Annotated in this window: 20 protein-coding genes and 1 pseudogene; 15 read left to right on the top strand and 6 right to left on the bottom strand. The window is 72.6% G+C overall.

Features of this window, described 5'->3' with window-relative positions; genetic code table 11:
* Nucleotides 1–126: 126 nt before the first annotated feature.
* Both FB453_RS00695 and recG read left to right on the top strand, forming a co-directional pair.
* On the top strand, nt 127–1,740 hold the full coding sequence (locus tag FB453_RS00695) for a DAK2 domain-containing protein (protein ID WP_145786780.1): 1,614 nt from the start codon (nt 127–129) through the stop codon (nt 1,738–1,740).
* Entirely contained in the window at nt 1,737–3,935 is a 2,199-nt protein-coding gene (gene recG / locus FB453_RS00690; RefSeq protein ID WP_145786778.1) for an ATP-dependent DNA helicase RecG, read from the top strand. Before FB453_RS00695 ends, recG begins: the two co-directional genes overlap by 4 nt.
* A 76-nt stretch (nt 3,936–4,011) precedes the next feature.
* Here the strand turns inward: recG and FB453_RS00685 are convergent, their stop codons facing one another.
* Nucleotides 4,012–4,974, bottom strand: coding sequence for an S-Ena type endospore appendage (locus FB453_RS00685; protein ID WP_145786776.1), 963 nt, complete (start codon nt 4,972–4,974; stop codon nt 4,012–4,014).
* Nucleotides 4,975–5,371: 397 nt separating this feature from the next.
* Between FB453_RS00685 and rsmD the strand changes: the two genes are divergently transcribed.
* The 9 genes and pseudogenes from rsmD to FB453_RS00640 all read left to right on the top strand — a co-directional run bounded on the left by rsmD (nt 5,372) and on the right by FB453_RS00640 (nt 13,400).
* Nucleotides 5,372–5,935: a 16S rRNA (guanine(966)-N(2))-methyltransferase RsmD gene (gene rsmD, locus FB453_RS00680; protein ID WP_091393070.1), complete on the top strand. Its 564-nt coding sequence runs from the start codon at nt 5,372–5,374 to the stop codon at nt 5,933–5,935.
* Entirely contained in the window at nt 5,932–6,414 is a 483-nt protein-coding gene (gene coaD, locus FB453_RS00675; protein ID WP_091393067.1) for a pantetheine-phosphate adenylyltransferase, read from the top strand. The genes rsmD and coaD overlap by 4 nt, the downstream gene beginning before the upstream one ends.
* Before the next feature lie 274 nt (nt 6,415–6,688).
* Nucleotides 6,689–7,186 carry an SPFH domain-containing protein gene (locus FB453_RS00670; protein WP_030335287.1) on the top strand — a complete coding sequence of 166 codons (498 nt, stop codon included), beginning with the start codon at nt 6,689–6,691 and terminating at the stop codon, nt 7,184–7,186.
* A gap of 109 nt (nt 7,187–7,295) precedes the next feature.
* Nucleotides 7,296–7,859 carry a YceD family protein gene (locus tag FB453_RS00665; RefSeq protein WP_091393061.1) on the top strand — a complete coding sequence of 188 codons (564 nt, stop codon included), beginning with the start codon at nt 7,296–7,298 and terminating at the stop codon, nt 7,857–7,859.
* 5 nt (nt 7,860–7,864) lie between these two features.
* Nucleotides 7,865–8,038 carry a 50S ribosomal protein L32 gene (gene rpmF, locus FB453_RS00660; RefSeq protein WP_030335284.1) on the top strand — a complete coding sequence of 58 codons (174 nt, stop codon included), beginning with the start codon at nt 7,865–7,867 and terminating at the stop codon, nt 8,036–8,038.
* A gap of 114 nt (nt 8,039–8,152) precedes the next feature.
* Nucleotides 8,153–9,136 (top strand): phosphate acyltransferase, encoded by a 984-nt coding sequence (locus FB453_RS00655; protein ID WP_112582010.1) that lies wholly within the window; start codon nt 8,153–8,155, stop codon nt 9,134–9,136.
* A pseudogene (rnc, locus tag FB453_RS00650) lies at nt 9,133–9,849 on the top strand (ribonuclease III); the annotation flags it as partial. The gene FB453_RS00655 and the pseudogene rnc, both read left to right, overlap by 4 nt.
* A gap of 253 nt (nt 9,850–10,102) precedes the next feature.
* Complete coding sequence (gene mutM, locus FB453_RS00645) at nt 10,103–10,960, top strand: bifunctional DNA-formamidopyrimidine glycosylase/DNA-(apurinic or apyrimidinic site) lyase (protein WP_112582008.1); 858 nt, start codon at nt 10,103–10,105, stop codon at nt 10,958–10,960.
* 220 nt (nt 10,961–11,180) lie between these two features.
* Nucleotides 11,181–13,400 (top strand): MMPL family transporter, encoded by a 2,220-nt coding sequence (locus FB453_RS00640; protein WP_112603461.1) that lies wholly within the window; start codon nt 11,181–11,183, stop codon nt 13,398–13,400.
* A 51-nt stretch (nt 13,401–13,451) separates the two neighbouring features.
* Here the strand turns inward: FB453_RS00640 and FB453_RS00635 are convergent, their stop codons facing one another.
* Both FB453_RS00635 and FB453_RS00630 read right to left on the bottom strand, forming a co-directional pair.
* A complete protein-coding gene (locus FB453_RS00635) occupies nt 13,452–14,294 on the bottom strand; it encodes an endo alpha-1,4 polygalactosaminidase (RefSeq protein ID WP_145786774.1) in 843 nt (280 codons plus the stop codon).
* A 116-nt stretch (nt 14,295–14,410) separates the two neighbouring features.
* Nucleotides 14,411–15,574, bottom strand: a complete 1,164-nt coding sequence (locus FB453_RS00630; protein ID WP_145786772.1) for a CAP domain-containing protein — start codon at nt 15,572–15,574, stop codon at nt 14,411–14,413.
* A gap of 372 nt (nt 15,575–15,946) precedes the next feature.
* Here FB453_RS00630 and FB453_RS00625 point away from each other — a divergent pair, with 372 nt between their 5' ends.
* The 3 genes from FB453_RS00625 to FB453_RS00615 all read left to right on the top strand — a co-directional run bounded on the left by FB453_RS00625 (nt 15,947) and on the right by FB453_RS00615 (nt 20,724).
* On the top strand, nt 15,947–16,141 hold the full coding sequence (locus tag FB453_RS00625) for a hypothetical protein (protein WP_030487463.1): 195 nt from the start codon (nt 15,947–15,949) through the stop codon (nt 16,139–16,141).
* Nucleotides 16,142–16,489: 348 nt separating this feature from the next.
* Nucleotides 16,490–20,104, top strand: coding sequence for a chromosome segregation protein SMC (gene smc, locus FB453_RS00620; protein WP_112582002.1), 3,615 nt, complete (start codon nt 16,490–16,492; stop codon nt 20,102–20,104).
* The gene (locus tag FB453_RS00615; RefSeq protein ID WP_112582001.1) at nt 20,104–20,724 is read left to right on the top strand and encodes an HAD family hydrolase; all 621 of its coding nucleotides are present in this window, start codon (nt 20,104–20,106) and stop codon (nt 20,722–20,724) included. The genes smc and FB453_RS00615 overlap by 1 nt, the downstream gene beginning before the upstream one ends.
* A 13-nt stretch (nt 20,725–20,737) precedes the next feature.
* Here FB453_RS00615 and FB453_RS00610 read toward each other — a convergent pair whose 3' ends face one another.
* Complete coding sequence (locus FB453_RS00610; RefSeq protein ID WP_145786770.1) at nt 20,738–21,268, bottom strand: hypothetical protein; 531 nt, start codon at nt 21,266–21,268, stop codon at nt 20,738–20,740.
* A 9-nt stretch (nt 21,269–21,277) separates the two neighbouring features.
* Between FB453_RS00610 and FB453_RS00605 the strand changes: the two genes are divergently transcribed.
* Nucleotides 21,278–22,246: a winged helix-turn-helix domain-containing protein gene (locus tag FB453_RS00605; protein ID WP_145786768.1), complete on the top strand. Its 969-nt coding sequence runs from the start codon at nt 21,278–21,280 to the stop codon at nt 22,244–22,246.
* A 12-nt stretch (nt 22,247–22,258) separates the two neighbouring features.
* On the opposite strand, the gene FB453_RS00600 is transcribed toward FB453_RS00605, so the two are convergent.
* Nucleotides 22,259–22,780 carry a DinB family protein gene (locus FB453_RS00600; RefSeq protein WP_112725576.1) on the bottom strand — a complete coding sequence of 174 codons (522 nt, stop codon included), beginning with the start codon at nt 22,778–22,780 and terminating at the stop codon, nt 22,259–22,261.
* Between the two features lie 44 nt (nt 22,781–22,824).
* Nucleotides 22,825–23,319 carry a universal stress protein gene (locus FB453_RS00595; protein ID WP_181518596.1) on the bottom strand — a complete coding sequence of 165 codons (495 nt, stop codon included), beginning with the start codon at nt 23,317–23,319 and terminating at the stop codon, nt 22,825–22,827.
* Nucleotides 23,320–23,326 lie beyond the last annotated feature (7 nt).

Here is a 23,326-nt window from a genome sequence, read left to right as displayed (position 1 = left end):
TGGGCCGGCCCGGCGGCAAGGGTACCGGAGGTGCTCGTCCGCGCCGCGGCCAGCGCCGGCGGGGGCCGGCGGGGACACGCCGGACGAGTCCGACGGGTGTCGGTGCGCGCCAGTAGGCTTCTGCCCGTGCTGGACACCCTCGACGCCGCCGCGGTCCGCCGCTGGTGCGCGAGCGGGCTGGCCGCACTGAAGCGCCACCAGGGCGAGATCGACCAGCTCAACGTCTATCCGGTGCCCGACGGCGACACCGGCACCAACCTGGTGCTCACCCTCACCTCGGCGCAGCAGGCGCTCGCCATGGATCTTGACACCCTCCCCGACAGCGGGCCGACGGCGCACGGGCACGCGCTGCGGCTGATGGCCCAGGGTGCGCTGCTCGGCGCGCGGGGCAACTCCGGGGTGATCCTTTCGCAGATCCTGCGTGGTTTCGCCGACCAGGTCGCCGGGGTGCCGGCGGTGCGTGGCCGGGAGTTGGCCGCCGCGCTGCGCTCCGGCACCGCCGCCGCGTACACCGCGGTGTCCCGGCCGGTCGAGGGCACAGTGCTCACCGTGGTCGCGGCGGCCGCCGCCGCGGCCGAGGGCGCGGACAGCGACGACCTGCCGACGGTGGCCGGCGTCGCGGCCCGGGCGGCGGCCGAGGCGCTCGCCCGCACCCCGGAACAGTTGCCGGCGCTGGCCCGCGCGGGCGTGGTCGACGCCGGTGGTCGAGGGCTCTGCGTGCTGCTCGACGCCCTGGTCGAGGTGCTGACCGGGGAGCGCACGGCCCGGCCCGCGCCGACGCCGCGCTCCGCCCGGCCGGCGGCCACCGTCGCCCGCGAGACCGGTTCGGATGAATACGCGTACGAGGTGCAGTTCCTGCTCGACGCCCCGGCCGAGGCGGTCGCCGGGTTGCGGCGGGCGCTCGACGTCCTGGGCGATTCGCTGGTCGTCGTCGGCGACGGGCGTGAGCCGGTAGGCACCTGGAACGTGCACGTGCACGTCAACGACGTGGGCGCGGCGGTCGAGGCCGGTGTCGCCGCCGGCCGCCCGTACCGCATCTCGGTGACCCGTTTCGCCGACCAGTCGGAGTCGCCCTCCGGCCCGGTGGTGGCCGGCCGGGCCGCGGTGGTGGTGGCCACCGGCGGCGGCATCGCCGACCTGTTCGCCGCGGAGGGCGCCACCGTCGTGCCGGGCAACCCGTCCACGGGTGAGTTGCTGGACGCCGTCCGCAGCACCGGCGCGGCCCGGGTGGTGGTGCTGCCCAACGACGCCAACACCGAGGCGGTGGCGAGCGCGGCCGCCCGCGAGGCCCATCGGTACGGCATCAAGGTGAGCGTGGTGCCGACCCGCTCGCCGGTGCAGGCCCTCGCAGCCCTCGCGGTCCGCGACGGTGACCGCCGTTTCGAGGACGACGTCATCGCGATGGCCGAGGCGGCTGGCGCCTGCCGGTACGCCGAGGTCTGCCATGCCAACCGGGAGGCGCTGACCGTGGCGGGCCCGTGCCGTCCCGGTGACGTGCTGGCGCTGGTGGAGGGGGAGGTGCACCTGATCGGCACCGACCTCACCGACACCTGCGCGGCAGTGGTCGACCGGATGCTCGGTGGTGGTGGCGAGATGGTCACCCTGCTGGCCGGGGTGGACGCCCCGGCCGGGCTCACCGACGCCGTCCGCGCGCACGTCGCGCGGCGCTGGCCGTTCGTCGAGGTGCACGCGTACCCGGGCGGTCAGCCGTTTTATCCGCTCCTGGTAGGGATCGAATGAGCGAACCAGCCACGGTGGACACTCCGCTGAAGAAGCTGGTCGGGGACAAGACAGCCAAGGCGCTGGCCTCGCACCTCGACCTGCACACCGCGGGTGACCTGGTCTACCACTTCCCGCGTCGCTACGACGAGCGTGGTGAACACACCGACATCCGCTCGCTGGACGTCGGTGAGCAGGTCACAGTGCTGGCCCAGGTGCAGCGCACCGCGGTGCGCCCGATGCGTCAGCGGCGGGGCAACCTGCTGGAGGTGACCGTCGGCGACGGCTCCGGCGGGGTGCTGACGTTGACCTTCTTCGGCAACCAGGCGTGGCGCGAGCGCGAGCTGCGCCCGGGCCGGTGGGGCCTGTTCGCCGGCAAGGTCACCGAGTTCCGGGGCAAACGGCAGCTCAACGGCCCGGAGTACGTCCTGCTCGGCGAGGGTGGCGACGGTGAGGCAGCGGTCAGCGACGACATCGAGGAGTTCGCCGGGGCGCTGATCCCCGTCTACCCGGCCGCCGCGGCCGTACCGACCTGGGTGATCGCGCGCTGCGTGCGCGTCGTACTGGACACGTTCACCCCGCCGGACGATCCACTGCCGAGCGCCGTGCGGGCCAGCCGCAAGCTGGTCGGGCTGGGCGCCGCGCTGACCGAGATCCACCGGCCGTCCAGCAAGGAGGCGCTGCACCAGGCCCGCCGGCGACTCAAGTGGGACGAGGCCTTCGCCGTCCAGGTGACACTGGTGCAGCGCAAGCACCGGGCGGCCGACTGGCCGGCCCGACCCCGCCCGGCGCGCCCGGGTGGGCTGCTGGAGGCCTTTGACGCCCGACTCCCGTACGAGCTGACGGCCGGTCAGCGTGAGGTGGGTGTGGAGATCGCGGCGGACCTGGCCACCCCGCACCCCATGCACCGCCTGCTGCAGGGCGAGGTGGGCTCGGGCAAGACGGTGGTGGCGCTACGGGCGATGCTCCAGGTGGTCGACGCGGGCGGGCAGGCCGCGCTGCTGGCGCCCACCGAGGTGCTGGCCGCCCAGCACCACCGCGGCATGCTCGACCTGCTCGGGCCGCTCGGGCGGGCCGGTGAGCTGGGCTCCGCCGAGCACGCCACCCGGGTCGAGCTGGTCACCGGCTCGCTGGGCGCGGCGGCTCGCCGCCGGGCGCTCGGCGAGGTGGCCAGCGGTGCCGCCGGCATCGTGCTCGGCACCCACGCCCTGCTGTACGAGGGGGTCGACTTCGCCGACCTCGGCCTGGTGGTGGTCGACGAGCAGCACCGCTTCGGCGTGGAGCAGCGCGACGCCCTGCGGGCCAAGGCCGACCAACCGCCGCACGTGCTGGTGATGACGGCCACCCCGATCCCGCGCACTGTGGCGATGACCGTCTACGGCGACCTGGAGGTCTCCACGCTCTCCCAGCTGCCCCGAGGGCGGTCGCCGATCGCCTCGCACGTGGTGCCGGCCGCCGAGAAGCCGGCCTACCTGGACCGGGCCTGGCGTCGGCTGCGCGAGGAGGTGACCGCCGGCCACCAGGCGTACGTGGTGTGCCCGCGGATCGGTGACGGGCCGACCAGCGACGAGGAACCGCCACCCGAGGACGACAACGGCCGTCGGCCACCGCTGGCGGTCACCGAGGTGGCTCCGCTGCTGGCCGAGGGCCCGCTGCACGGCCTGCGGATCGGGGTGCTGCACGGTCGACTGCCGGCCGACGAGAAGGACGCGGTGATGCGTACCTTCGCGGCCGGTGATCTGGACGTGCTGGTGGCGACGACAGTGATCGAGGTTGGCGTGGACGTGCCGAACGCCACCGTGATGATCGTGTTGGACGCTGACCGGTTCGGCGTCTCCCAGCTGCACCAGCTGCGGGGCCGGGTCGGCCGGGGTGCCGCCGCCGGGCTCTGCCTGCTGGTCAGCGAGGCGGCCGAGGGTTCGTCGGCGCGGGAACGGTTGGACGCGGTCGCGTCCACGAGTGACGGTTTCAAGCTCGCCGAACTGGATCTGGAGCAACGCCGCGAGGGCGACGTGCTGGGTGCCACCCAGTCCGGTCACCGTTCGCACCTGCGGTTGCTGTCCCTGCGACGCGACGCCGATCTGATCCGCGACGCCCGCGTCGAGGCGATCACCCTGATCGAGGACGACCCGGAGCTTGCCCGCAGCCCGGCACTGGCCGCCTCGGTGGCCGCACTGGTGGACGAGGATCGCGCGGAGTACCTGGAAAAGGGCTGACCACAGAGGCCATCACATGGCTGAGGGCGCGCCGACCGGGTGGTCGACGCGCCCTCAACTGTCAGAGCCTGTTGGTTCAGGCGGTGAAGCGAACCCGACGACGACGGGCCACCACGAACAGGGCGGCACCGGCGGCCAGCAGCACCACGGCGCCGGCGATGATGCCGCCGGTGGCAGCACCGGTCAGCGGCAGAGCCGGCTCGTCCTTACCGCCACCCTGACCCGGGGCGCACTCGGCCGGCTGCTCCCAGGCGATCGGCGCGGTGTCGTCGAGGCCCTCGGCGGCCGGCGTGACGGTCAGACCCTCGAACGCGTCGAAGGAGACGGAACCGGTCTCGCCCGGCTTCACGACAAGCGTCTTCACCTCGCCCTTGTTCGGGGTCAGGGTGAGCGTGACGGTCTCACCGTCGGCGGGGTTCTCAATCGTGAAGGTGAGCTTGTCGCAGGTCGACTCGACCGAGCCCACCGGCTCCGCCGGAGCCGGGGTGGCAGTCGGGGTCGGGCTCTGGGTCGGAGGCTGGCTCGGCGACGGAGAGACGACAGTGGGGGTCGGGGTGGGGGTCGCCGACGGAGTGGCGGTCGGCGTCGGGCTGCTCGGCGAGGGCGTGGCCTCTGCCGCGCAGGTGCCCTTCGGCTCGGCGGCCACGGTCCGCTCCTCGGTCACGATCCGGTCGGAGCGCACCCACCGCGCCTCGACGGTCAGCTCGATCGTCGGCCGCTTCTGGTCGAAGCGGTGGGCCTGGGTGCCGGTGAGGAAACCCTCGCCCTTCGCCGGGAGAGTGGCGTCCTTCGCCAGGCCACCGGTGAAGTCGGCCGGGACGGTCGACTCGAGCTTGGTGATCTTCGCGTCGATGTTCTCGCTGTTGCCGACCATCCAGGTCACCTTGACCTGGCCGTCGGAGGTCAGGCAGTAGGTGCCGGAGGGCTCGGGGTGGTGGGCACTCGCGGGGCTCGCGAGGACGCCGACGCCGGCGATGCCGATCAACGCGCCCGCGGCGATGGCCGCGACGCGCCGGAACGGAGACTTGGGAGGGTTCACGCCTGCTCCTGGTGAGGGGGGTACGGATCGCGTGGCGGGAGGCCGGGAGACATCGTGACCGGGGGGTCACCTGCTCACCGGGGCGTCGCGCGACGCGGTGGTGTTCCCGCGGCGAAAGCGGGGACAGGGGGAGACTGTACTGATGGGTGGTTAATGAGGGGAGTTCAGATCATTGCCATCCGGCAATGTAGTCGATTCGTGATCTTTGATAGACCGAAGGTGTCGGTCCGGTCACTGGGGACGGTGCGGGCACCGTGGCTCCACGGTGGATGCCGCGCCGTCGGGGCTGATCAGGTGCTCCCCGTCGTCGCCGGCCGGCCAACCCCTCGGATCCGCGCCGTGCTGACCGGGTCCGCGCCGCGTCGCGTAGCGTCGCGGGCATGAGCAGGAGGAAACGGTGACCCGGATCGTGGCCGGGACGCTCGGTGGCCGGCGGATCGCCGCGCCGCCCGGCGCCGGCACCCGACCCACCTCGGACCGGGTCCGGGAGGCGCTGTTCAGTGCCGTCCAGGCCGAGGTCGATCTCGACGGCGCCCGCTTCGCCGACCTGTACGCCGGCTCCGGCGCGGTCGGCCTGGAGGCGCTCTCCCGGGGTGCCCGGCACGTGTTACTGGTCGAGTCCGACCCGCGGGCGGCCCGGGTGATCCGGGAGAACGTGGCGGCCCTCCGTGCCGGTCCGGCGGCCCGTCTGGTCACCGGCAAGGTGGCGACGGTGCTTGCCGCCGGACCGGACGGCGAGCCGTACGACGTGGTCTTCGCCGACCCGCCGTACGCGGTGCCGGACGAGGAGATCACCGCGCTGTTGGCCGCGCTGGTCGACGGCGGCTGGCTGGCGCCCGACGCGTTGGTGGTGGTGGAGCGGTCCCGCCGTACCAGGGAGTTCGACTGGGTGGAGGGGATCACCGCCGAGCGCAGTCGCCGTTACGGCGAGACCACCCTTTGGTACGGTCGCCGATCATGAGACGTGCGGTGTGCCCTGGTTCGTTCGACCCGGTCACCAACGGACACCTCGACATCATCGGGAGGGCCAGTCGGCTCTTCGATGAGGTGATCGTCGGTGTGCTGGTGAATCAGTCGAAGAGTGGCCTGTTCACCGTCGAGGAGCGCATCGAGATGCTCCGCGAGGTGACCTCGTCGTACGGCAACGTGCGGGTCGAGTCGTTCCGAGGGCTGCTGGTGGACTTCTGCCGGGCCCAGCAGGCCAGTGTGCTGATCAAGGGCCTGCGGGCGGTCAGCGACTTCGACTACGAGTTGCAGATGGCCCAGATGAACATCGGTCTGGCCGGCGTCGAGACGCTCTTCATGCCGACCAACCCGCTCTACTCGTTCCTCTCGTCGAGCCTGGTCAAGGACGTGGCCAAGTGGGGTGGCGACATCTCCGCCCACGTTCCCGACCCGGTCCGTGAAGCCCTCCAGGCCCGCCTGGGCCCCCGCCCCTAACCTGCCCCCACGCCCTCGCCCTCGCTCCTTCACTCCCGGGATCTTGCACTTGTGGTTCCCGGATCGCCCCCTTTCGGCATGGTTCGGCGCGACCGAAAGTGCAAGATCGGCGCGGGGGAGGCCCGGTGGGAGCCGGGGGTGACTATGTCGCGACTCGCCGGGTTGGGGTGAGTGGGGCGGCGGTGGGGCCGGCACGACATGATTGGTGGCGCGGGGAACGGCCGTAGCCCGCATCATGGAGGTCGGCCGACGAACGACAGGAGTGAGGTAGCCGGTGGACCCGCTCGATCGCATCGACGAACTGATCGCCATCCTGGAGCAGGCCCGCTCCGTCCCGATGTCGCGCAACAACTGCATGGTCGACCGGGGTGAGATGATCGCTGCCCTCGATGAGATGCGTGCCGATCTCCCCGCCGACCTGCGTCGCGCCGCCGCGCTCCTCGAGGAGCGCGACAAGATCATGGAAGCCGGCAAGCGCGAGGCGGACCGGATCATCAGCGAGGGTGAGGCAGAACACGCCCGCCTGGTCTCCGTGAACGAGATCACCGTGTCGGCCGAGCACGAGGGCGCCCGGATCATCGGCGAGGCCCGCGCCGAGGCGCAGCGCCTGCGTGAGGAGGTCGACGACTACGTCGACACCGCGCTGGCCAACTTCGAGCAGTTCCTCACCCGGGCGCTGGCCTCGATAGAGCGCGGCCGGGACAAGATGCACGCGCTGCGCGAGATCGGCACCTTCGCTGGGGATGAGGCGGAACGCCCGCTACCCTTCTGAGCGGCACCTCACCAGCCGACTTCTCAGGCGGGCGTCGCCCCCGGTTCGACGGTCCGGCGGTCGTCCAGGTAACCTTTTTTGTCGGCCTCTCACCGGCCGGAGTCTAACTATGCCCAAGCACTCGCCTTCGACACTCAACCCCAGGTCGCCGTTGGTCCTCGACACGAGGGACCTCCCGCGTCGCCCTGGCGCGTTGCGTGAGGTCCGGCGGGTCGTGCCGGCACCGGCGGACCTCGGTGTGGAGTTGATCGGCGTGCCGGAGGGCGCGGACCTCGACCTCGATCTGAGGTTGCAGTCGGTGTCCGAGGGCGTGCTCGTCTCCGGGACCATCACCGGTCCCGTCCGGGGCGAGTGCGGCCGTTGCCTGCGCGAGATCAACGACTCGATGGGCGTGACGATCCAGGAGCTGTACGCGTACGAGGACAGCACCACGGACGCCACGACCGACGAGGACGAGGTGGGCCGGATGCAGGGCGATCTGATCGACCTGGAGCCGGCGCTGCGGGACGCGTTGGTGCTCACGCTGCCGACCAACCCGCTCTGCCGGGAGGACTGCCCAGGACTGTGCCCCGAATGCGGGGCGCACTGGGACGATCTGCCGGCCGACCACAGTCACCAGCAGATCGACCCGCGTTGGGCGGGCCTGTCGCAACTGACCGTTACAGAGGAGTAAGAACCGTGGCCGTCCCGAAGCGCAAGATGTCGCGCAGCAACACCCGGTCCCGCCGGGCGAACTGGAAGGCGACAGTGGTCGCGACCGTTGCGTGCCCGCAGTGCAAGTCCCCGAAGCTGCCGCACGCCGCCTGCTCCGTCTGCGGCACCTACAACGGCCGCCAGGTTCTCGAGGTCTGACCTGGACGCCGAGTGACGCCCCCGACCCCAGGTCGGGCGGCGCGCGCATCCTGGCATTCGCCCGGTGCTCCGGCTCCCTCCGACGCCGGCCGGCCCAATCCGGCCGGCGTTCCGGTGGAGCCGGGCGCCGCGCGGATCGCCGTTGACCTCCTCGGCGGGGACGACGCTCCCGCCGTCGTGGTTGACGGCGCTCTGCGGGCCATGCGCGCCGACCCTGACCTGCATCTGCTTCTCGTCGGTCCGACCGAGGTCGCCGACGAGCTGATTGCTGCCCTCGATCCGGCGCAACGCGCCCGGATCACGGTGCGGCCCGTTCGCGACGTAGTCGGCATGGCCGACCATCCCAGCGCCGCCCGCTCCGAGAGCACCGTCCGGGCCGCGGTCACCGCCGTCCGGGACGGGACCGCCGACGCCCTGGTCTCCGCCGGCGCCACCGGCGCCACCGTCACCGCAGCCGTGCTCGGCCTCGGCCGCTCGCCGGAGATCCGCCAACCCGCGCTGGCCGCCACCCTGCCCGCCGTCGCGGGACCTGTCGTGTTGCTCGACGTCGGCGGCTCCCTGGAACCCCGCCCGGCCACCCTCGCCCGCCACGCCGTGCTCGGCGCCGCGTACGCGGCGGTGGCCCACTCGATCGCTGCGCCCCGGGTCGGGCTGCTCTCGGTCGGCACCGAGGCCGGCAAGGGCGACCGGGTCCGCCGCGCCACCGACCCCCTGCTCGCCGTCGAACCGCTGCCCGGCGGGGCGCGCTACGTCGGCCTGGTCGAGGGGTACGACGTGGCCCTCGGTGCGCGCGCAGATGTGGTCGTCACCGACGGCTTCACCGGTAACGTGCTGCTCAAGGCCATCGAGGGCGCGTACGCGATGGCCGGCGGCCCACCTGCCCAGGGCGGCGCGCCCCGCGCGGCGGCCCTGCTGGGCGTCGCGGGGACGGTGGTCGTCTGTCACGGGTCCGCCCGCGCCGACGACGTCGCCTCCGGCATAGCTCTCGCCGCCCACCTGTGGCGGCGGCGCGCCACCGATCTGGTCTCCGCGTTGCTCGACCGCGACGCCGCGACGGATCGCACCGACCGCTCCACCGACACCGAGGTACGCACATGAGCAACGACAAGCGGCGGCGGGCGTCCGTCGGTCACCTGGAAGCCGCCTTCGGAGTGAGCCTGGAACCCGAGCTGCTCCAGCGCGCGTTGACCCACCGGTCGTACGCGTACGAGAACGGCGGGCTGCCGACCAACGAGCGGCTGGAGTTCCTCGGCGACTCGGTGCTCGGCGTGGTGATCACCACGGCGCTCTTCCACAACCACCCGGATCTGCCCGAGGGTCAGTTGGCCAAGTTGCGGGCCAGCGTGGTCAACATGCGGGCGCTCGCCGACGTGGCCCGCGGCCTGGGCCCGGATGGGCTGGGCGCGTACCTGCTGCTCGGGAAGGGCGAGGAGACGACCGGGGGCCGGGACAAGGCGAGCATCCTCGCCGACACGCTGGAGGCGCTGCTCGGCGCGATCTACCTCCAGTACGGCCTGGACACCACGGGCATCGTCATCCACCGGCTCTTCGACCCGCTGATGGCCGAGTCGGCTGGTCGCGGGGCCGCCCTGGACTGGAAGACCAGCCTCCAGGAGCTGACGGCGGCGCTCGGGCTCGGCGTACCGGAGTACCGGATCGAGGGCACCGGCCCGGATCACCTCAAGACGTTCACCGCCTGGGTGGTGGTGGCCGGCATCCGGTACGGCGGCGCCGAGGGGCGCAGCAAGAAGGAGGCCGAGCAGCGGGCCGCCGAGGCCGCCTGGCGGACGCTCGCCGAGCAGAACGGCCAAGCCGGCGACGACGGCAAGGACAGCCAAGCCAGCATCGACGGCAAGGACGGGCGGGCCGGCGACGACCGCCGGAACGGTCGGGTCGGCGACGACCGCACGGACCAGCCGATCGACCCGGACGACGCGGCCGACCGGGACGAGCCGTTCGGGCCGCTGGAGCGCGCCGAGCGGGCGGCTCAGGCCGAGCAGGCCGACCACCTGGCGCAGGCACTGCCGGCCGGGGGCGCCGACGGTCACGAGACGGGTCGGCGGGGTGCCTGAGCTACCCGAGGTGGAGACCGTCCGACAGGGGGTGGCCCAGTGGGTCGTCGGCCGTCGGATCGCCTCCGTCGAGGTTCGTCATCCGCGTGCGGTCCGCCGGCACGCTCCCGGCGACGTGCACTTCGCCGACGTGCTCGCCGGCCGGACGGTGCTGGACGCCCGCCGTCGCGGCAAGTACCTGTGGCTGCCACTGGACAGCGGTGACGCGATCGTCGGGCACCTCGGCATGTCGGGTCAACTGCTGCTCCAGCCACCGGGGACGACGGACGAGACCCACCTTCGGGTCCGGTTCCGGTTCAGCGACGACGGCCCGGAGCTGCGCTTCGTCGACCAGCGAACGTTCGGCGGGCTCTCGGTGAGCGAGGGCGGCGCCGAGCTGCCCGACGAGATCGCGCACATCGCCCGCGACCCGATGGACCCGGAGTTCTCCGACGAGGCGTTCGTCGCGGCGCTGCGCCGCCGGCACACCGAGGTGAAGCGGGCACTGCTCGACCAGACCCTGATCTCCGGGGTGGGCAACATCTACGCCGACGAGGCGCTCTGGCGCGCCAAGCTGCACGGCGGCCGACCCACCGACGCGTTGACCGGCCCGGCCGCGCAGCGCCTGCTCGGCCACGTCCGCGACGTGCTGGCCGAGGCGATCAGCGAGGGCGGCACCAGCTTCGACGCCCTCTACGTGAACGTCAACGGCGAGAGTGGCTACTTCGACCGGGCGCTCAACGCCTACGGCCGCGAGGGCGAGCCGTGCCGGCGGTGTGGCGCGCCGATCCGCCGCGAGGCGTTCATGAACCGGTCCTCGTACAGCTGCCCGCACTGTCAGCCACGGCCCCGGGGTTCCCTTCGGGGATGACCCGGAGCCGGCTCGGGGCGATGCCGGCGGGTCGCGGTGGGTCGCTCCGGGGTGGACCCCGGTGTACGTCCGGATCGCGGTTCGACCCCCGGCGAACGCACCCCCGCACCCGGTCCGGTGGTTCCAGGGTGGGCCCGGGTCGATCCCCGATGTGACCGCCTCGTCACGCACCTAGCGTCAGCACCGTTGACAGGGGGTTGACGTGACAGGGGGACCCGAGATGGGGAGAAGACCGGTGACGGTGCGGCTGGCGCGGTGGAGCGCCGAGCACCCGTGGCGGGCCATCGCGTTGTGGGCCGTGTTCGTGGCGGTGTGCTTCGTGGGCGGCAACGCCGCCGGACTCAACGAGGCCACCAGCGGTGACCAGGCGATTGGCGAGGCGGGGCGGGCCAGCCTCATCGTGGACGGCGGTGACTTCGACGACCCGGCCGTGGACAACGTCCTCATCACCTCCAGGGGCGGCGCGTTGGACCAGGCGGCGGCGAAGTCGGCGGCCGACGACGCGGCGGCCCGGCTGCGTACGGTCGCCGGGGTGGCCGGGGTGGGCCAGCCGGTCACCGCGCGGGACGGCTCGGCGCTGCTGCTGCCGATCACCATGTCGGGTGACCCGGAGACGGCCTCGGATCGGGTGCAGCCGTTGCGCGACGCCACCGCCTCCGTGCAGGACGCGTACCCCGGGCTGCGCGTCGAGCAGGTCGGCGGGCCGTCGATCGGCCAGGCCCTCGACGACACCCTGGGTAAGGACTTCAAGCGCGCGGAACTGCTCAGTCTGCCGGTCACCCTGGCGATCCTGATCATCGCGTTCGGCGCGCTGATCGCGGCGAGCGTGCCGGTGCTGCTGGCACTCTCCTCGGTGGCCGCCGCGATGGGTCTGTCCACTCTCGCCTCGCACCTGGTGCCGGCCACCGACACCACGGCACCGGTGATCCTGCTGATCGGCATGGCGGTCGGCGTCGACTACTCGCTGTTCTACATCCGTCGGGAGCGGGAGGAACGCGCCAAGGGTCGGTCCGGTCTGGACGCGGTGGAGATCGCCGCGGAGACCTCCGGGCACGCGGTGGTGGTCTCCGGCTTCGCGGTGATCATCTCGATGGCCGGGCTGCTGCTCGCCGGCGACGTGGTCTTCTCGTCCCTCGCCATCGGTTCGATCCTCGTGGTGGCCGTCGCGGTGACCGGTTCACTGACCGTCCTGCCCGCCCTGCTGGCCCGGCTCGGTCGTTGGGTGGACCGGCCCCGGGTGCCGCTGCTCTGGCGACTGACCGCGCCGCGTACCGGCCGGCACGGCGAGTCCCGCGCGCCCCGGCTGTGGCCGGCGGTGCTCCGGCCCGCGCTGCGCGCGCCGGTGGCGACGCTTGTCATCTCGGTCGGGCTGCTGCTCGCGCTGGCCGCGCCGGCGCTCGGCATGAAGCTGAAGTTCCCCGGCATGGAGGACCTGCCTCGCACGACGCCGGCAATGCAGGCGTACGACCGGCTCACCGCCGCCTTCCCGAGCGCCGGCACCAATCACGTGGTGGCCGTCCGAGCGCCCGCCGACCAGGCCGACCGGGTACGCGCCGCCCTCACCGGCCTGTCCACCCGGGCGGCCGGCGATCCGCTGTTCGCCCCGGCCGAGGCGGACGGCCCGAAGATCGAGGTGTCGGCCGACCGGCGGGTCTCGGTGCTGGACGTCCCCACCCCGTACGCCAGTCGCGACGACCGGTCGGTGCAGTCGTTGGAGAAGCTGCGCGGGGACCTGGTCCCGGTCGAGCTGCGCGGCATTCCCGGCATCGAGTACGCGGTGGGCGGGAGTGTCGCCGACAGCGAGGACTACGCCCAGCACGTCCGGGACAAGTTGCCGCTGGTCATGGGCTTCGTGCTGGTGCTGACCTTCCTGGTCATGACGTTCACCTTCCGGTCGGTGGTGATCGCGGCCAGCTCGATCGCGCTGAACCTGCTCTCCGCGGGTGCCGCGTACGGCCTGCTGGTGCTGATCTTCCAGGGCGAGTGGGCGCAGGGACTGCTGGGCTTCACGTCGATGGGCGCGATCGTGTCCTGGCTGCCGCTGTTCCTGTTCGTGGTGCTGTTCGGCCTCTCGATGGACTACCACGTCTTCGTGGTCAGTCGGATCCGCGAGGGTGTCCGGTCCGGCCTGCCCAACCGCGACGCCGTGTCGTACGGGATCACCTCGTCGGCCGGAGTGGTGACCAGCGCGGCGATCGTGATGGTCGGGGTCTTCTCGATCTTCGCCACGCTGAGCACTATCGACATGAAGCAGCTCGGCATCGGTCTGGCGGCGGCGATCCTGCTGGACGCCACCATCATCCGGGGAGTGGTGCTGCCGGCGTTGATGACCATGCTCGGCGACGCCAACTGGTGGGCCCCGCGTTTCCTGCGGCCCCGCCCGGCACCCGCGCCCACCGACCCGCCCGCCCCCGCGCCGGAGCTGGTTCCGGTCCCCTGACCGCCCGAACCCGCTGGGCCAGGCCGCGAATCGTGGCCTGGCCCAGCGGGGTCAGGGGAGTGGGCAGGGCTCCCGGGAGGCGTCCAGCGTGCGGTCCTTGCGGATCGACGCGAAGCCGTAGCCGACGGTGGTGACGCAGAAGTCGTCGGTCGAGCCGGTGTACTCGACGTGGAAGACCGGCTTGCCGGCGTCGCTGAACGGCAGCAGTTTGGCGCACTGGGCCAGCCGGACGCACTCCTCGTTGACCGCGAAGTCGAAGTCCGGGGCCAGCGCGGCGAGCTGTGGCACGTCGTTGACCAGCCCCGGGGAGAGACTCAGCGAGCGGGCCAACTCGGCCAGCCGGCGGTTGAACAGCAGTTGGTCGTCGAAGTCGAGCGGGAAGCCGGTGCGCGCCGCGTACCCGTCGGTGTCGAAGAGCGCCACCGCGCCGAAGCCCTTGCCCCGGCAGAGCCGGAACCGGTCGGCCAGCACCGGCCGGAGCGCGTCCCAACTCCGGACGTCCAGCCACCGGCTGTCGGGTCGACGCCCGGCCGCGCCCCGGACGACCTGCGGGAACCGGCTGGCATCCGGGTCGTCGGAGCGGACCGATCCCACGTTCACCTGGCAGATCAACCGGCGGTCCCGGGAGCGCAACTCGGCGGTCTGTGCGGCGGTGGTGGCCACCGGGTCGAGGAGGAAGACGTGGGCGTCCACCGCCGGGTCGAGCGGGCCGCTGAGCTGCCACTGCCACTGCCAGTGCCGGGCCTGGGCCGCCGGCCACGCGGTGGGCGCGCCGGGCGGGGTCAGCTCGGGCCGGCACCCGTACGCCGGCACCAGGAGCACGAGAGCGACGCTGGCGGACAGGGCGCGGCGCAGTGGGCGTACGGCGACGCGTCGCCGCGGCCGGATCCGCATCGGCAGCTCCCGGGTCCCGGACGGCCGGTCGCCGCCCACACCGGTACGCGGCCCCCACGCTCCGGCCCGACGTACCTCACCGGGTGAACGAGCGCGGGGGCGGGAACGACGCGCGGTCAGCGCGGCGCCGCGAAGACCTGCGTCCAGTACGGCCCGTTGCTGTTGGCGATGCCGACGCCGATTTCGGTGAACGCGCAGTTCAGGATGTTGGCCCGGTGGCCGGAGCTGTTCATCCAGGCGTCCATCACCGCGGCGGGGGTCTTCTGGTTCCAGGCCACGTTCTCGCCGTACGTGCGCCAGGTGTAGCCGACCCGGTCCAGCCGGGTGCCGGCGTTGCTCCCGTCGCTGCCGGTGTGCGACATGTTCTGGTGGTCGGCCTGGTCCTGGCTGTGCCGCTGGGCGGCCGTCATCAACTTGTCGTCGATGCTCAGCGCCTTGCAGCCGGCCTTGGCCCGCTCGGCGTTGACCAGGTCCACCACCTCGCGCGCCTGAGCGCTGACGGAGCCGCTGGAGCCGTTGGAACCGGTGGAGCTGCCGCTGTTGCCCGGCGCGGTGCTGCGCTCGACGCTGCGGCGCGACGCGGCGGTGCTCCGTGACGTCGCCGGCGTGGGCTTGACGACCTTGGTCGGCGATGGGCTCGGAGACGCCGGGCTGGGGATGGTCGACGGGGAGGGTGCGGCGAGGGTGTCCAGCGCCGGCTCTTCGGTCGGCGCGGCCGACGCGGCGAAGGAGTCCTCCACGGCCGTCGGCTGGGCGGCCCCGTCGTCACCGCCGGGGAGGGTGAGCGCGCCGACGCCGAAGCTCACCACGAGGGTGGCGGCCGCGGCGGCGCCCCCGATCATCAGCGGCCGGCGCCAGCGGCGTGGGGAGCGGTGCCGTCCCTCGCCGGGCCGGCCGGTCTCGGCTGCGCCGTGCCAGCCGTCGGTGCTCTCCGGGTCGGTGTCGGTGTGCCAGCCGCCGGGCGCCTCGGCGCGCCGTCCGCCGGTGGTGTCCGGGGCCGGGCGGCTGTCGCCCCAGCCGTCGGTCTCGCTGTCGGGCTGGTAGACCCCCCAGGCCGCGGTGCGGGCGTCGGCCGCCTCGGCGGGGATCACCGGGTCCGGTTGCCGGCCCTCGGTGGGCTGCTCCCGGTGCCACTCGTCGCCCGACTGACCGGGCTCGTCGCCGAAGAGGTAGGCCGAGCGGGGCTCTGGGCGGTCGTGCAGCCAGGCCGGCTCGTCGGTCGGTCCCTCGGCGCGCCGGGGGGCGCCGTTCGGGTCCATCGGATCGGTCCAGCCGTACACGCCTATGCCTCCAGGGGTCGGTTGCGGGCCGGGGTGACGCTACGGCGCGCCTACGACCTGCGGCAACGTGGCTAAGAAAGAGTTAAGGGGAAGTCGGACGCCAGGGTGCGGACTTCCGCAGATCCGGGCGTACAGTAAAGGCGTCCGGACAGAGAGTGTCCGTGCCTTGCGGCAGCCCCCCGGCAAGTGGACAGGTCGACGTGGAGATGATCTACGGCCTGCGAGAACTTGACGAAGGAGGGGTTTGCGGCTCAATATATAGGTGTCGCCAGTCGCGCCCGGTCATGCCCAGATACAGCCTGGAATGACAGCCGCGTATGAATTGGGCGCGCGTTGGCCGGCCTTTCCGGCAGCGCATATCAAGGAGTCAGCATGGCGAAGGCCCTCTACGGCCACGTAGGTGCAGCGCCCGACCGGCGTCTGCTCGACGAGGTCACCCGACTGCGTTCCAGGGTTCAGGCACTGGAGTTCGAGATCACGCGTCTGCGTGCCGACAATGATCGGCTCGCGGCGGCTGCGGCGGAGGCGGACGATCTGCTCCGTCTGGCCGAGCCGGCGCTGACCTGATCTTCAGGTCGTAAAAACTGAATCGCACCACCGCAAAAATACGCGCCGACACCTCTGTGCCGGCGCGTAACACTGTCCGGGTCCTTTTCGACGCCGACGATTCATGATCTTGCGGCCGATCGTGCGGGAAGCGCGCCGCGCAGTTACCGAAAAGCGCGTCGGAGGATAAGCCGATCATGAAAGGCGCTTGCCTTTCTCGCGGTCTCCGGAACAACAGCGCGCCCACCGTCGACACGACGCGGGGCGGGTCGCGTGCCGGGCCGCTCGCACCGCCGGGTTAGTCTGCGAGTTCACCCAGGTCCCCACAGCCGGCGACGGTACGGCGGCCACCGGACGAGGATCGAGTAGGTGTATCTCAAGAGCCTGACGGTGAAGGGGTTCAAGTCCTTCGCCTCCGCGACGACGTTGAAGCTGGAGCCCGGGATCACCTGTGTGGTGGGCCCGAACGGCTCCGGCAAGTCCAACGTCGTCGACGCCATCGCCTGGGTCCTCGGCGAACAGGGCGCCAAGGCCCTCCGTGGCGGCAAGATGGAGGACGTCATCTTCGCCGGCACCGCCGGCCGAGCGCCGCTGGGTCGCGCCGAGGTCACCCTCACCATCGACAACACCGACGGCGCGCTGCCGATCGAGTACACCGAGGTCTCCATCACCCGCCGGATGTTCCGCTCCGGCGAGAGCGAGTACGAGATCAACGGCAACTCCTGCCGGTTGCTCGACATCCAGGAGTTGCTCTCCGACTCCGGCATCGGCCGGGAGATGCACATCATCGTCGGGCAGGGCCGCCTCGACGGCATGCTGCACGCCAAGCCGGAGGACCGCCGGGCGTTCATCGAGGAGGCGGCCGGCGTCCTCAAGCACCGCAAGCGCAAGGAAAAGGCGCTGCGCAAGCTCGACGCGATGCAAGTAAATCTCAATCGCTTGACCGACCTCACGGCCGAGCTGCGTCGTCAGCTCAAGCCGCTGGGCCGGCAGGCCGAGGTGGCCCGGCGCGCCGCCGCCATCCAGGCCAACCTGCGCGACGCCCGGTTGCGGCTGCTCGCCGACGACCTGGCCACCCTGCGGACCACCCTCGACCGGGAGATTGCCGACGAGACCGCGCTGCGCGAGCGGCGCGAGCAGATCGAGGGTGAGCACACCGAGGTGCAGGGCCGGCTCGGCGAGTTGGAGGCCGCCCTCGCGGAGGACGCGCCGCTGCTCGCCGCCGCCCAGGACACCTGGTACAAGCTCTCCGCCCTCCAGGAACGCTTCCGCTCGATCGAGCAGTTGGCCCGGGAGCGGCTGCGGCACCTCAGCGCCACCGGCGACGACGAGCGGCCCGGCCGCGACCCGGACCAGCTGGAGGCCGAGGCGGAACGCGTCCGCGAGCAGGAGGAGGAACTGCGCGGCGCGCTCACCGACGACCAGATCCGACTGGCCGAGGCGGTCGAGCACCGCCAGGAGTTGGAGCGGCAGTTGGCCGCCGCCGAGCGCGAGCTGGTCGCCGCGGCCAAGGCCATCGCCGACCGGCGCGAGGGGATGGCCCGGCTCACCGGCCAGGTCAACTCCGCCCGGGCCCGGACCACCAGCGCCGGCGAGGAGATCGAACGCCTCGCGATCGCGCACGCCGACGCGCTGGGCCGCGCCGAGCAGGCGCAGGCCGACCTGGACGCGGTCGCCGCCCAGTCCACCGAGGCCGACCGGGACAACGCGGACCTGGACGCCCGGCACGCCGAGGCGGTCGCCGTGCAGGAACGGGCCCAGGCCACCGTCCGATCGCTGTCCGACGCCGAGCGGGCGGCGGAGAAGGACGCCGCCACCTGGAAGGCCCGCGAGGAGGCACTCGCCCTGGGGCTGCGGCGCAAGGACGGCGCCGGGGCGCTGCTCGCCCGCGCCGGGGACGTGCCCGGCCTGCTCGGCAGCCTCGCCGGGTTGCTCACCGTCGCGCCCGGTCACGAGGCCGCGCTGGCCGCCGCGCTCGGCGGCCTCGCCGACGCGGTCGCCGTCAGCGGGGTGGACGAGGCCGTCGAGGCGATGCGGCTGTTGAAGATCTCCGACGCCGGCCGGGCCGGCCTGCTGGTCGGCAGCCCGGCGGGGCCCGGCATGACCGGCTCCGCCGACGCCCTGCGCCCGAAGCTGCCGGACGACGCCCGGTGGGCACCTGATCTGGTGGAGTGCAGCGCCGAGCTGCGTCCGGCGGTGCACCGGGCCCTGCGGGACGTGGCGCTCGTCGACGATCTCGCCGCCGCCGCCGAGCTGGTCGCCAGCAACCCCGAGCTGCGGGCGGTCACCCCGGACGGTGACGTGGTCGGGGCGTACGCGGCGGCGGGCGGGTCGGCCAAGGCCCAGAGCTACATCGAGGTGCAGGCCGCCGTCGAGGAGGCCCGCGCCAACCGGGTCACCGCCGAACGCGCTGGCCTGGAGTTGCGTGATCAGTTGGTCGAGGCGCGCGCCGAGGTGGCGGCCGCCAAGGAGGCCGTGCAGCACGCCGCCGCCGAGAAGCGCGAGGCGGAGAGCCACCGCAACGCTGCCGCTCGCCGGCTGGCCGAGCTGGGCGCGGCGGCCCGCTCCGCGAAGGCCGAGACCGACCGGCTCGGCGACTCCCGCTCCCGCGCCGAGGCCGCCCGGCAACGGGACCTCACCGCGCTCGCCGAGCTGGAGGAGCGGCTACGGCTGGCCGAGGAGACCCCGGTCGACGCCGAGCCCTCCACGGAGGAACGGGATCAACTGGCGGCCATGGTGCCGCAGGCCCGGCAGAACGAGATGGAGGTCCGGCTCGCCGTGCGTACCGCCGAGGAGCGGGTCTCCTCGATCGCCGGCCGGGCCGACTCGCTCGCGCGGCAGGCCACCGCGGAGCGCGCCGCCCGGGAACGCGCGGCGGCGCGGCGGGCCGCCCGCGCCCGGGGCGCGGGCATCGCCCGGTCCGTCGCCGGTGGCGCCCGGGAGGCGCTGACCCGGCTTACCACCTCGATCGCGACGGCCGAGGAGCACCGCGACGCGGTCGCCCTGGAGCGCGCCGCGCGGGAGGCAGAGCTTCAGGAGGTACGCGGTGCCGCCAAGCGGCTCGGCGCGGAGTTGGAGCGGCTGACCAGCCAGGTGCACCGTGACGAGGTGGCCCGGGCGGAGCAGCGGCTGCGCATCGAGCAGTTGGAGGCGAAGGCCGCCGAGGACTTCGGGCTGGACGTGGAGACGCTGGTCGCCGAGTACGGCCCGACTCAGCCCGTTCCGCCGACCCAGGTCGACGTCGCGGCGGCCGAACGTGATGGTCTGCCGGTGCCCGAGCCGGTGCGCTACGAGCGGCCGGTGCAGGAGAAGCGTGCCGCCAAGGCGGAACGCGAACTGGCCCTGCTCGGCAAGGTCAACCCACTCGCGTTGGAGGAGTTCGCCGCGCTGGAGGAGCGCTTCAAGTTCCTCTCCGAGCAGCTGGAGGACCTCAAGGCCACCCGTCGGGACCTGCTCACAGTGGTCAAGGACGTGGACGAACGGATCCTGGAGGTCTTCGCCAGCGCCTTCGAGGACACCGCCCGGGAGTTCGAGCAGGTGTTCACAGTGCTCTTCCCCGGTGGCGAGGGACGGCTGATCCTCACCGAACCGGATGACCTGCTCACCACCGGCGTCGAGGTGGAGGCCCGCCCGCCGGGCAAGAAGATCAAGCGGCTGTCGCTGCTCTCCGGTGGCGAGCGGTCGCTGACCGCGGTGGCCATGTTGGTGGCGATCTTCCGCGCCCGGCCCAGCCCGTTCTACATCATGGACGAGGTGGAGGCGGCCCTGGACGACGTCAACCTGGGCCGACTGATCACGTTGCTGGCACAGTTGCGCGAGAAGAGTCAGCTGATCGTCATCACGCACCAGAAGCGGACGATGGAGATCGCCGACGCGCTCTATGGCGTGACGATGCGCAGTGGGGTCACTCAGGTGATCAGCCAACGGCTCAACCGGGCCGACGAGGACGACCAGCGGCACGGCCGCGGCGAGGAGAACGGGTAGTGGCTCGGGAACGCGCGACGGCGCTCCTGCTGGACTTCGACGGCGTACTGCGCCGGTGGGACCCGGCGGTGGCCGCCGTTGTCGAGCGGGAGTACGGCCTCTCCGAGGGCGTGCTCGGTGAGATCGCCATGCAGTGGGGGCGGCTCCAGCCGGTGCTCACCGGCCAGGTCAACCACGCCGAGTGGGTGAACAGCGTCGCGGACGCCCTGACCGAGTCGGTGGGCAGCCCGGAACGGGCCCGCGCCGCTGTGGAGCAGTGGCAGAGCTACCGGGGAGAGGTCGACCAGGAGGTGCTGGCGTTCGTCAGGGAGGTCCGTGCGGCAGGCGTCCGGGTCGGGTTGGGCACCAACGCCACCGACCTGCTCGACGCCGACCTGGCCGCACTCGGCCTGGTCGGCGAACTGGACGTGGTGGTCAACTCCTCGGTGATCGGCGTGCACAAGCCCGCCCCGGAATACTTCAAGGCCGCCTGCGTGGCCCTGGCCACCCCGCCGGCCCGGGTCCTCTTCGTCGACGACGAGGACTGGGCCGTGCGGGGTGCCCGGGCCGCCGGGCTGTCGGCGCACCGCTGGGGCGGCCACGCCGACCTGCGTTACCTGCGGGCGGCCCTGGACTACTGAACCGGGCAGCCTCTCAGCTCAGGCCGGGGACCTCGGTCACCGTGAACGGTGGCGCTGGTGCGGTCGCGCTGAGCTGGCTGTTGACCCACAGCAGCCGGTCGCGGTCGCGGGCCAGGGTGGTCGGAGACTGCTCCAGGCCAGCGGTGCGGGACTGCCGGACCACCCGGGCGGCCCGAAGGTCACTGTCCAGCACCGCCAGGTTGACCGCGAAGCGGTATCCGTCAGCGGGGTCGGGGAAGTTGACCACACCGTAGAGGCGGTTGCCCTCCAGCAGCAGCCCGTCGGCACCGAGCTGTCCACCCGACACCCTGACCTCGCTGGCCGTGGCCTCGGCGAGGTCGATGCGCCAGAGACGTTCTGTGCCCGGCGCGCCGGTGCCCTGGTCGGTGACGACGGCGAGCCGATCGCCGGCGCTGGCGACGATGCCGTTGAGGAAGCCAGGGGCGGTCGGGAAGTCGGACGGTAGTAGCCACGCTTCGAGCGGGCCGACGCGCCCACTGTCCAGCGTGGCCCGCCAGATCGTGCCGCCGACAGAGTCGGTCACGTAGACGGCATGGTCGGTGATCACCAGGTCGTTGAGAGCCGCACCGTCCTGCGCTCCGAACCCGCTGTGCTGCTGGAGCTCGGGGCGGCCGGCCAACGGCTGTTCGAGGGCGCACCGGAACACCTCACGGCCTGGTGGGCACGCACCCGGGCGGCGCTGCGTCCGGAGATGCGTCCGTACCTCGACCTGTGCCGGCTGCCCGGGTGGTTTCCGGACTTCCTCACCCCGCCAAGCCTCGGCAGCGACCTGCCGGCAGCCCTGGACGAGGTGCTGGCCACCCCGACGGCGACGCTGGCGGCGGAGCTGCGACCCCGGATCGCCGCCGGCGACCTGCCGGCCCGGGTCGCTGCCCTCGCCTCTGGCGAGACGACCGCCCGGCGGCGACTCTGCGTGGCGATGCGGGCGTTCCATCAGATCGCGGTCGCGCCGTACCAGCAGACGATCACGGCAGCGGTTCGCGGCGACCGGGCCGTGCGGGCACACACCATGGTGGACGCCGGGATCGACCGCGTCCTGCGTGACCTGAGCCCGTACCTGTTCTGGAAGCCGTACGGCGAGCGGTACGAGTTGTCGTACGAGTGTGGATTCGCCGACGGGATCGCCCTGGCGCCGGCCGGCCGAGGCGTCACACTGGTGCCGTCGTACCTGCTGCCCCGGCCCTGCGTGCTGGACGACCCGGCCGGCCCGCTGGTGCTGGCCTATCCGATCCGTCCCACCGCCCAGCGGGCGCTGGTGAGCAGCAAACCCCTGGCTGACCTGCTGGGGCGGACCCGAGCGGCGGTGCTGGGTGCGATCGTCGACGGCCCGAGCACCTCACAGGTGGCCCGGACGGTCGGCATCTCCCTGGCCTCGGCCAGCCAGCACGCCTCCGTCCTCCGGTCGGCCGGGTTGGTCACCACCCACCGGGCGGGCCCGGCGGTGCGGCACACGCTCACCCCGTTGGGCGAGCACCTGCTCCGCGCCGGGCACACCAATTGACGGGACCGCTCGTCACTCGCCGGTGACGCCGTCGATGCGTTCCCGGATCAGGTCGGCGTGGCCGTTGTGCCGGGCGTACTCCTCGATCATGTGCACGTACACCCAGCGCAGGTTGAAGGTGCGCTTCTTCGCGCCTACCTCGGTGAACGTCTCGTCGAGCGAATGGCCGGCTGCGGCCTCGCGGGCCAGAGCCACCTCGCGGTGGAAGATGGCGAAGTCGGCAGCGGCGTCGGCGGCGCTGACGTCGTGGTCGGCGTCCGGGGTCTCCGGGGTGAAGTACGGGTAGTCGACAGGCTCGCCGGCGAAGTTCTCCCGGAACCACCAGGCCTCCACCTCGGCCAGGTGCCGGACCAGCCCGAGCAGGGTCAGCCCGGACGGTTGGACGCTCGGCGTCCGCAACTGCTCCTCGGTCAGGCCGGCGCACTTGAGCAGCAGTGTCTGTCGGTGGTAGTCGAGCCAGCCGTCGAGCATGGTGCGCTCGTCGCCGACGTACGGTTCGGGGGTCCGGGTGATCTCCGGCGCGATCCAGGTCATGCCGCGCATCCTGCCCGGCACCTCGGACATGGCGCGACGGGTTATCAGGGCACCACGACGACCGGCCAGCGGCCGGCGCGGACCAGCCGGGTGGCGACCGAGCCGACCAGCCGGTGTCCGGCCTGCTCGGAGGCGCCGACCACCAGCATGTCGGCCTGGAACTCGTCGGCCGCCGCGCACAGCTCGCCGTACGCGTCGCCGCGCCGCACCAGCAGGGTCACCGGAATGCCCCACTGCTCGGCCCCACGCCGGCACTCCCGGCGTAGCTCGTCGGCCAACTCGTCGTGGGTGCGCTGGACCGCGCCGGCGTCCATGCCGGGCACCAGGGCGGTCAGCCCGCTCGTTGAGCTGACGAATACCACCACCAGCGCGGCGCCCTGCCGACGGGCCAGGCCCGCGGCGTAGGAGCCGGCCCGCTCGGAGGTCCGGGTGCCGTCGATGCCGACCATGATCACCCGAGGGCCGTCCGTGCCGCGCTCGAAGGGCAGCGGTCGGGTCCGGGGGCCGTACTCCTCGCGGTCCGGTGCTCCCACGCCCATGGCTCTA

The sequence above is a fragment of the Micromonospora sp. CNZ322 genome (assembly GCF_007827755.1).
The sequence above is the reverse complement of the archived record's forward strand: the minus strand, read 5'-3'. Positions and strand labels throughout refer to the sequence as shown.